This is a genomic window from Ruegeria sp. SCP10, from assembly GCF_040329495.1.
Lineage (GTDB): Bacteria > Pseudomonadota > Alphaproteobacteria > Rhodobacterales > Rhodobacteraceae > Ruegeria.
The window spans coordinates 1-8,886 of the sequence record NZ_JBDZYF010000028.1 but is presented as its reverse complement, the minus strand read 5'-3'; the positions used below and the strand labels follow the sequence as shown (position 1 = coordinate 8,886).

Sequence of the window (8,886 nt, the reverse complement as noted above, 5' to 3'; positions counted from 1 at the left end):
GCCTGCGCCGCCAAGGTGAAAGGTACTTTGCAGATGGCCTGCGCGACATTACGAGCGACCGGCGTTTGGCGATCCTCGCGGTATGCGCTATCGAGTGGGCCGCCGCTATCAGGCTCAACCGGCCCGAGCGTGCACAGATGGGGGTTATGAGGAACACAAGAGGAACGCACGATGCAGTGGCCATTCGCTGCGCGTTGTTTGAACAGGTAGAATTCGGACAATCCGGCCGTTCCACGACGACGATCCAAGATCTGCTCTGTGCACAATGCGAAGGCAGAGAAATGAATCCGCAATCGATTGTTGCGTTCGTTCAGTTGTGAATGAAAGTCTGTGGCTTCCTCTCGAATTTGAGCGTTGGTGCTGCTCCTCTCACCTCATGGTCAGCTACTTATTGGCTTATATCCCACAGAACCTTCAACTACATATTGACACTTATCTAAAGACAGCCCCAATATAATGTTGCTTCGGTTCCTTTGATTCCGATCAAGGGCTAAGAGGGAAGTCGGTGGAATTCCGACACTGCCCCCGCAACTGTAAGCGGCAAGCAAGGTTGAAAATACCACTGAAACCTATGTTTCGGGAAGGTCAGCCAAGCGATGAGCCGTAAGTCAGGAGACCTGCCGTGAGCGTTGATGACAACCACGAACGGAGGGTTCGGGGGCGATTTGGGAAAGGTCCCAATGCGTCCTCGGCTTTGACAAAAGGACAGAGGACACATGAGCATTACCGTCTATTCCAAACCAGCTTGCGTACAATGCACCGCCACCACACGCGCGCTGGATGCAAAAGGCATCAATTATGATGTGGTCGATTTGTCCGAAGATGCTGACGCTATGACCCGTGTGACCGAGTTGGGATATCGTCAGGCGCCAGTTGTGATTGCGGGCGCTGATCATTGGTCAGGTTTTCGCCCTGATATGATCAACCAACTTTCTTGATATGAACGCGTCGATCCCGGCGTTGATCTATTTTTCTTCGAAATCAGGAAACACTCAACGCTTTGTCTCGCGTCTGGGTCTGCCAGCGTCCCGAATTTCGATGGATCCCGATCAGCACCCAGCACCTTTGACTCCGTTTGTGTTGATCTGTCCAACCTTTGCGGATGGAGAAGGACGCGGCGCGGTGCCAAAGCCGGTGATCCGCTTTCTAAACTCCCCAGCCAATCGCGCCCAAATCATCGGTGTGATTGGTGCTGGGAACCGCAATTTCGGTGAGACCTACGCTTTGGCTGGTCGCATCATCGCGCAAAAATGCAACGTGCCTCTGCTTTACACCTTTGAGCTGGCTGGCACAGACACAGATATCGCCCGCGCCCGCGCAGTGCTGGAAAAACTGGGGAGAGAACAATGCTCGACAGCAGCATAAACGAGCAGGACTATCACGTGCTAAACGCCATGCTGAACCTCTATGATTCAGAGGGCAATATTCGCTTTGACGCGGATCGCATGGCGGCGCGAAAGTATTTCCTGCGACACGTGAACCAGAACACTGTGTTCTTCCATTCGTTGGATGAAAAGCTGCGGTATCTGGTCGAGCAAGGCTACTACGAAGAAGCGGTTCTGGATCAATATTCCAAGAATTTCATGCGTCGCGTTTGGGATGAGGCGTATCAAAAGAAATTCCGCTTCCCGACCTTCTTGGGCGCTTTCAAGTATTATACCTCCTACACGCTGAAGACCCGCGATGGGCAACGCTATTTGGAGCGCTATGAAGACCGGGTTGTCATGACGTCATTGGCGCTTGCACGTGGTGATGAAGACTTGGCGATCTCTTTCATGGAAGAAATTCTGGCAGGTCGTTTTCAGCCTGCAACACCAACCTTCCTTAACGCGGGTAAAGCCTCCCGTGGCGAGCTTATCTCTTGCTTCCTGCTTCGGCTGGAAGACAATATGGAGAGCATCGGGCGAGGCATTAACTCTGCGCTTCAGTTGTCCAAGCGTGGTGGTGGTGTTGCTTTGCTTCTAACCAACATCCGTGAACACGGCGCGCCGATCAAAGGTATCGAGAACCAATCGTCCGGCGTCATACCGGTGATGAAGCTACTGGAAGACAGCTTCTCATACGCCAACCAGTTGGGCGCTCGTCAGGGGGCCGGAGCGGTGTATCTGAACGCCCACCACCCAGACATCATGCGGTTCCTTGATACAAAGCGTGAGAATGCAGATGAAAAAATCCGCATTAAAACGCTCTCCTTGGGCGTGGTCATTCCGGACATCACCTTTGAGTTGGCGAAGAAGAATTCGGACATGTACCTTTTCTCGCCACATGATGTGGAAAAGGTTTATGGTATTCCACTGTCGGAAATTTCAGTGACCGAGAAATACCATGAGATGGTCGAGGACAAACGCATCCGCAAGTCCAAGGTCAACGCGCGTGAGTTCTTCCAGACCATCGCTGAAATCCAGTTTGAATCTGGCTACCCATATGTGATGTTTGAAGACACCGTGAACCGGATGAACCCGGTGGATGGGCGTATCAACATGTCCAACCTGTGTTCTGAAATCCTTCAGGTGAACACTGCATCGAAGTTCAACGACGATCTCAGCTACGAGCAGATGGGAACAGATATTTCCTGTAATCTCGGCTCCCTGAACATTGCGAAAACCATGGACGGCAAAGACCTAGGGCGCACTGTCGGCGCAGCAATCCGCGCGCTTACGGCTGTGTCTGAAATGTCTGCCATCGACTCTGTCCCATCTGTGCGCAAGGGCAATGATGAAAGCCATGCGATTGGTTTGGGGCAGATGAACCTGCATGGTTTCCTTGCACGCGAGCACATTCACTATGGCAGTACGGAAGGTGTTGAATTCACATCGGTTTACTTCGCGGCTGTGGCGTATCACGCGATCCGCACGTCCTGCGATTTGGCGCAGGAGCGGGGTACGTCCTTCAAAGATTTCGACAAATCTGAATACGCCTCTGGCAGCTTCTTTGACAAATACACTGATCGCGATTGGTTGCCGGAAAGCGACAAGGTCAAATCTGTCTTTGAGGGTGTGGAATTGCCAACCCGTGATGACTGGGCTGCGCTGAAGGCGGACGTGATGAAACATGGGTTGTTTAACCGAAACCTACAGGCCGTGCCGCCTACGGGTTCGATTTCCTACATCAACAACTCCACCTCTTCGATCCACCCGATTGTATCCAAGATTGAGATCCGCAAAGAGGGCAAAATCGGTCGCGTTTATTACCCTGCGGCCTTTATGAACAATGAAAACCTCGAATACTACCGAGATGCTTATGAAATTGGGCCCGTGGCGCTGATTGACACTTATGCGGCTGCAACTGAGCACGTGGATCAAGGCCTGTCGCTAACGCTGTTCTTTCCAGCCGAAGCGACGACACGGGACATCAACAAAGCCCAGATCTATGCGTGGAAAAAGGGCATCAAAACCATCTACTACGTGCGCCTGCGCCAAGATGCTCTTGAGGGCACCGAGGTGCAGGGCTGCGTATCCTGCAGCCTATAAGCGGAGAGAGACCATGAAAGATATCATCGAAACCCGCGTCCCTCGCGCCATTAACTGGAACCGCCTGGAGGACGAAAAGGACCTTGAGGTCTGGAACAGGCTGACCGTGAACTTCTGGCTGCCTGAGAAGGTGCCGTTGTCCAACGACATCCCAAGCTGGGGTACGCTGACGGATCATGAAAAGCAGCTGACGATCCGTGTGTTCACGGGGCTGACCTTGCTCGATACTATTCAAAATAGTGTCGGCGCGCCGGCCCTGATGCCCGATGCGATAACCCAACATGAAGAAGCGGTACTCACGAACATTGCCTTTATGGAAGCAGTGCATGCGCGAAGCTATTCGTCGATCTTCTCAACGCTCTGCTCGACCAAGGAAATTGATGAAGCCTTCCGTTGGGCCGATGAAAACTCGCATCTGCAAGCGAAAGCCAAGGTCATTCTGGACACCTATGCGCCTGGAAATGACCCGCTTAAACGCAAGATTGCGTCCGTATTTCTGGAAAGCTTCCTGTTCTATTCGGGCTTCTACCTGCCCATGTTTTGGTCCAGCCGCGCCAAACTGACCAATACAGCGGACTTGATCCGCCTGATCATTCGCGATGAGGCCGTGCATGGATACTACATCGGGTACAAATTCCAGCGCGGTTATGAGCAACTGGATGAGGCCGGTCAGCAGGAGCTGAAGGATTATGCCTTTTCTTTGATGTTCGAACTTTATGACATCGAGAACAAATACACCGAAGAGCTATACGATGAGCTCGGTCTGACTGAGGACGTCAAAGTCTTCCTGCACTACAATGCCAATAAGGCGCTACAAAACCTTGGGTTTGAGGCTTTGTTCCCACCAGAAGTGTCCGAGGTGAACCCAGCGATCCTTGCCGCGTTGAGCCCGGATAGCGAGAACCACGACTTCTTCTCCGGATCTGGTTCGTCCTATGTGATCGGCAAAGCGGTCGCGACGGAAGACGAAGATTGGGACTTCTAAAATTCGCTACGCGAAAAGCAAAAGGGAGGCACAGCGTTGCCTCACTTTTTTAGATTTCTACGGCAACCTTGCCGATTGGGCCCAACCGGACCGAGTGTGCATATTTGGGCGTTGCGAGGAACAAAACGTGCTTGGAGAGTGAGCTGTAACTTTAGGAAGCGCTTTCTTACTTGGGGAGCAGGTGGCTATTGCGCTTGATCATGACCTGAAGTACATTTATCTAGTCAATACATGACGGAGGGTCATGTATTGTGATTGATATCCAACCATTGGCAATGTTGCGAGAAATTGAACGGAGCGGGAGTTTGACCGAGGCCGCGAACAAACTGTGTTTAACACAGTCTGCCGTCAGCCATGCTATGCGCCGATTTGAAGAACGCTATGAGGTCAAGCTATGGGAACGTGACGGCCGGAAGCTGCGCCTGACACCTGCTGGAGAGTACTTGCTGAGCTTGTCGCTTCGGGTATTGCCGCAGCTTGAGCATGGCGCAACTGTGCTGGAGGACTTTGCACGAGGGCGACGTGGCGCTCTGCGGATCGGCGTAGAATGCCATCCCTGTCAAGATTGGCTTATGCGTGTTGTGGATCTGTTTCTCGCTGAATGGCCGGACGTCGAGCTGGATGTGACCTCCGCCTTTCAGTTTGGAGGGCTTGCCGCCTTGCTGGGGCATGAGATCGACATATTGGTAACGCCTGACCCAGTCGAACGACCTAGTCTCCAGTATACGCCTGTTTTCGACTACGAATTGTTGCTGGCCGTTTGCGAAACCCATGCGCTGGCAAACAAACACCGCGTCATAGCCAAGGACTTGGCGGCAGAAACGCTGATCACATATCCAGTCGCAAATGAGAGGCTGGACATCTACACGCGGTTTCTTGTTCCGGCAAACGCTTTGCCGCGACGACATCGGAAGGTCGAAACAACCGATCTGATGTTGCGGCTGGTGGCAACCGGGCGTTTCGTAAGCGCTACACCGGATTGGCTCGTCTCCCAAGTGCCTGGCGTTACAGGCCTTCAAATTGGTAAGGGTATTGCAAAGTCCATTCACCTAGGGCGCCGGGCAGGAAGTACGCCAAGTTATTTGGATGGGTTCTTACAGCTGGCACAGATCGTGCGCGTCTGAGCAGGGCGCTTATTGAAAACCAGCAATACGGATTGGTAGCGCCTATTCCGCAGGCGCCCATTTTTTGTGCCTGGTGGGGTCTGTTCTGGCTAGGGGCAGAACAGACCCCCTGGTCAGGCAAGTCCTGCAGCTTGCATGCTTTCGACGATAAACATGACATTAATTCATACTTACATTGGGAAAAGTCATTTTTCTTCATGAACTTGTTTCGGCATACCGGTTTCAGACCTTTGCGCAGGACAGTGCGCAGACATTCCAAGGTAGACCCACACTCAGGATGCCCGTTTGGCGTGTCCATAATCAGGCTGTGTTATTTCGTGCAGTCACACAATCAGGAAGCCGTTATCGATGCCTCGCGATTTCACCTTTCATCTTCAAAGCTATCGTTTTGACGAAACGTATATCCCATCAGACGGAACCCGTCTGACCACCAATTTTGCAAATCTCGCGCGCGGCACGAACCGCGAAAACAATCTTCGCAATGTGCTGCGCATGATCGATAACCGATTCAACGACCTCGCCTATTGGGACAATGCTGAGGGTGACCGCTATGCGCTCGAACTGAATGTTGTATCAGTTGACATGGAAATCGATGGCACAGGAGACGCATTCCCGGCGATTGAGGTTCTAAAAACCACCGTTCTTGATCGGAAGACCGGAAAGCGGGTTGAGGGGATCGTGGGCAACAACTTCTCGTCTTATGTGCGCGACTACGATTTCAGCGTGCGGCTGCAAGACTACAACAAAGATCGTGACGGCTTTGCTGTCCCTGAAGATTTCGGCGATCTGCATGGACAGATCTTTAAATCCTTTGTCGCTTCAAAAGCCTATAAGACGCACTTCAGCAAGCCACCGGTAATCTGTCTCAGCGTATCTGAAAACAAAACCTATCACCGAACCTCCAATGAGCACCCAGTGCTTGGCTTTGAATATCTGCCGGATTCACCCTCTTTGACAGAGCAGTACTTTCAGAAGATGGGGCTTCAGGTGCGCTACTTCATGCCACCGGATTGCGCAGCTCCTTTTGCCCTATATTTTGTCGGCGACCTGCTGAACGACTACACCAATCTCGAGCTGATCAGCACGCTGAGCACAATGGAAGCGTTCCAGAAAATCTATCGCCCAGAGATCTATAACGCCAATTCCGTCGCCGGACAGTGTTTCAAGCCCAGCCTGAAACATGCAGACTTCTCCTATACACAGGTGGTTTATGACCGCGACGAACGTAGTCGCCTGGCTGTCGAACAGGGCAAATTCGCCGAGACGCATCTCATCACACCTCACCGTGCCGTTCTGGACGCATGGTCGGCGCAGTTCGCTGCCCAGTAGCCCCTTTGAATTCATTGAAACAAAAGGCCTCTCACATGACACTTCTCTTACCCACCTCGACTGCTGGCAGCCTTCCCAAACCCTCTTGGCTTTCTGAGCCAGAAAAACTTTGGTCCCCCTGGAAACTTGAAGGCGAGGAACTCGCTGTCGCCAAGCGCGACGCCCTGCGTCTGACATTGGACGACCAGGTGCGCGCGGGTATCAGCATCGTCAGCGACGGTGAACAGACCCGGCAACATTTTGTCACGACCCTTATAGAACACCTGGCAGGTGTCGATATGGAGAAACGCCAGACCGTCCGGATTCGCGACCGTTACGATGCCAGCGTGCCCACGGTTGTAGGAGCTGTGTCGCGGGACAAACCAGTTTTTGTCGAAGACGTAAAGTACCTGCGTTCGCTCACGGATGCTCCGGTCAAATGGGCTCTGCCGGGGCCGCTGACTATGGTCGATACGCTTTATGATGCGCACTACAAGAGCCGCGAAAAGCTGGCGATGGAGTTCGCGGTGATCCTAAATGAGGAAGCGCGCGAACTGGAAGCCGCCGGGGTGAATATCATCCAGTTTGATGAACCCGCCTTCAACGTGTTCTTTGACGAGGTGAATGACTGGGGTATTGCGGCCTTGGAGCGCGCCATTGAAGGGCTGAACTGCGAGACCGCAGCGCATATCTGCTATGGCTATGGGATCAAGGCCAATACGGATTGGAAAAAGACACTCGGCTCGGAGTGGCGCGAGTATGAGGAAACCTTCCCCAATCTCCAGAAGTCCAATCTCGATCTGATCTCGCTTGAATGCCACAATTCGCATGTTCCCCTTGAGCTGATCGAGCTACTGCGCGGCAAGAAAGTCATGGTGGGCGCGATTGATGTAGCAAACCATGCAGTTGAATCTCCCAAAGAGGTTGCTGGCACGCTGCGGCAAGCCTTACAATATGTCGATGCCGACAAGCTTTACCCCTGCACCAATTGCGGCATGGCCCCTCTGCCGCGTGTGGTCGCCAAAGGCAAACTCGAGTCTTTGGGGGCTGGTGCGGAGATCATCCGAAAAGAGCTTGCGGTTCAGAAATCCGCTGCATGATTTTTTTTCAGGCTCTAAGCGGGCCGATCCAGACGAGTCGGCTTTTTTTGCAGTCTCAGGTCTGTGCGCTGACGCCTATCAGCGCGCGGGCTTTCACGTCATGCTGAAATGGAGACCTACCGTGTATGATACGTCCACCGCCGACACCATCGATCCGCACGCGCTGCGCGATTGCTGCGGCAGCTTCGCAACTGGTGTCACGGTTGTCACCACCCGCACGCTCGACGGAGACTACGGGATGACAGTCAGTGCCTTCATGTCGGTTTCACTTGACCCCCCCTTGATCTGCGTCTCACTGAGCAAGCAGTCAAAGATGCTAAGCAAAATCAACACGTCGCGCCGATTCGCTGTGAATATACTCCGCCATGGCATGGACCGCCACGCATTGCATTTTGCCGGTCAAACAGACAACGCACTGACAGATCTGTTTAAAGAGCAACATGGCTTGCCGCTTCTGCGCGATGCTGCGGCGGTGCTCGTGGCCGATCTCGCACAGCAGGTCGAGGCAGGGGATCATGTTCTTTTCCTGGGCTATGTCAGACACTTGGAAAGAGATCCTTCCGCCGCACCGCTTGTGTACCATTCTGGGACGTTCGGTTCTTTAGATGTATCCGGGCCTTGGTACAAAGCGTGTCACGTTTGAGAGGTGCCATTGCTTAGGTTAACGGTGTTGCAATTCGGCCACTGGCAAATTGAGTGAGCATCCTCACAACGGTTCTCTATCCCTATGCGTTCAAGCTTCAATTCTCGATTTCTACCTCTGCCAACGCCCGATAGACGGTCATTCTTGAAACCCCCAGCTTTCGCGCGATCTGTGCCTTGGCAACGCTCTGTCTTGCCAATCGCCGGATTGCATCATCATCGACGGATTTCTTCCGCCCTTTGTAGATGCCCTTGCC

General features: G+C 53.0%; 10 protein-coding genes and 1 riboswitch. Of the genes, 9 read left to right on the top strand and 1 reads right to left on the bottom strand.

Annotated elements, in window-relative coordinates:
• The 9 genes from ABLN87_RS21700 to ABLN87_RS21660 all read left to right on the top strand — a co-directional run.
• Positions 1-320 (top strand): hypothetical protein (locus tag ABLN87_RS21700; protein WP_353014180.1); only part of this gene is annotated, 320 nt, incomplete at its 5' end.
• Between the two features lie 128 nt (positions 321-448).
• Positions 449-639, top strand: a riboswitch (cobalamin riboswitch).
• Positions 640-716: 77 nt separating this feature from the next.
• A complete protein-coding gene (gene nrdH / locus ABLN87_RS21695; protein WP_353014178.1) occupies positions 717-938 on the top strand; it encodes a glutaredoxin-like protein NrdH in 222 nt (73 codons plus the stop codon).
• 13 nt (positions 939-951) lie between these two features.
• Positions 952-1,365, top strand: a complete 414-nt coding sequence (nrdI, locus tag ABLN87_RS21690; protein WP_353014184.1) for a class Ib ribonucleoside-diphosphate reductase assembly flavoprotein NrdI — start codon at positions 952-954, stop codon at positions 1,363-1,365.
• The gene (gene nrdE, locus ABLN87_RS21685) at positions 1,347-3,470 is read left to right on the top strand and encodes a class 1b ribonucleoside-diphosphate reductase subunit alpha (RefSeq protein WP_353014176.1); all 2,124 of its coding nucleotides are present in this window, start codon (positions 1,347-1,349) and stop codon (positions 3,468-3,470) included. The genes nrdI and nrdE overlap by 19 nt, the downstream gene beginning before the upstream one ends.
• Positions 3,471-3,483: 13 nt before the next feature.
• Positions 3,484-4,455 (top strand): class 1b ribonucleoside-diphosphate reductase subunit beta, encoded by a 972-nt coding sequence (nrdF, locus tag ABLN87_RS21680; RefSeq protein ID WP_353014175.1) that lies wholly within the window; start codon positions 3,484-3,486, stop codon positions 4,453-4,455.
• 275 nt (positions 4,456-4,730) lie between these two features.
• The gene (locus ABLN87_RS21675) at positions 4,731-5,579 is read left to right on the top strand and encodes a LysR family transcriptional regulator (protein ID WP_353014183.1); all 849 of its coding nucleotides are present in this window, start codon (positions 4,731-4,733) and stop codon (positions 5,577-5,579) included.
• 348 nt (positions 5,580-5,927) lie between these two features.
• Positions 5,928-6,908, top strand: a complete 981-nt coding sequence (locus ABLN87_RS21670; protein ID WP_353014173.1) for a DUF1852 domain-containing protein — start codon at positions 5,928-5,930, stop codon at positions 6,906-6,908.
• Between the two features lie 35 nt (positions 6,909-6,943).
• Positions 6,944-7,987 (top strand): methionine synthase, encoded by a 1,044-nt coding sequence (locus ABLN87_RS21665; protein WP_353014171.1) that lies wholly within the window; start codon positions 6,944-6,946, stop codon positions 7,985-7,987.
• Between the two features lie 121 nt (positions 7,988-8,108).
• Positions 8,109-8,630 carry a flavin reductase family protein gene (locus tag ABLN87_RS21660; protein ID WP_353014170.1) on the top strand — a complete coding sequence of 174 codons (522 nt, stop codon included), beginning with the start codon at positions 8,109-8,111 and terminating at the stop codon, positions 8,628-8,630.
• A 97-nt stretch (positions 8,631-8,727) separates the two neighbouring features.
• Here ABLN87_RS21660 and ABLN87_RS21655 read toward each other — a convergent pair whose 3' ends face one another.
• Positions 8,728-8,877 carry a helix-turn-helix domain-containing protein gene (locus ABLN87_RS21655; RefSeq protein ID WP_353014181.1) on the bottom strand — a complete coding sequence of 50 codons (150 nt, stop codon included), beginning with the start codon at positions 8,875-8,877 and terminating at the stop codon, positions 8,728-8,730.
• Between the last annotated feature and the right edge of the window lie 9 nt (positions 8,878-8,886).

Coding starts and splice junctions, on each gene's coding strand:
- nrdH (WP_353014178.1), top strand. CDS start 717: ATGAGCATTACCGTCTATTCCAAACCAGCTTGCGTACAATGCACCGCC.
- nrdE (WP_353014176.1), top strand. CDS start 1,347: ATGCTCGACAGCAGCATAAACGAGCAGGACTATCACGTGCTAAACGCC.
- nrdF (WP_353014175.1), top strand. CDS start 3,484: ATGAAAGATATCATCGAAACCCGCGTCCCTCGCGCCATTAACTGGAAC.
- ABLN87_RS21675 (WP_353014183.1), top strand. CDS start 4,731: ATGTTGCGAGAAATTGAACGGAGCGGGAGTTTGACCGAGGCCGCGAAC.
- ABLN87_RS21670 (WP_353014173.1), top strand. CDS start 5,928: ATGCCTCGCGATTTCACCTTTCATCTTCAAAGCTATCGTTTTGACGAA.
- ABLN87_RS21665 (WP_353014171.1), top strand. CDS start 6,944: ATGACACTTCTCTTACCCACCTCGACTGCTGGCAGCCTTCCCAAACCC.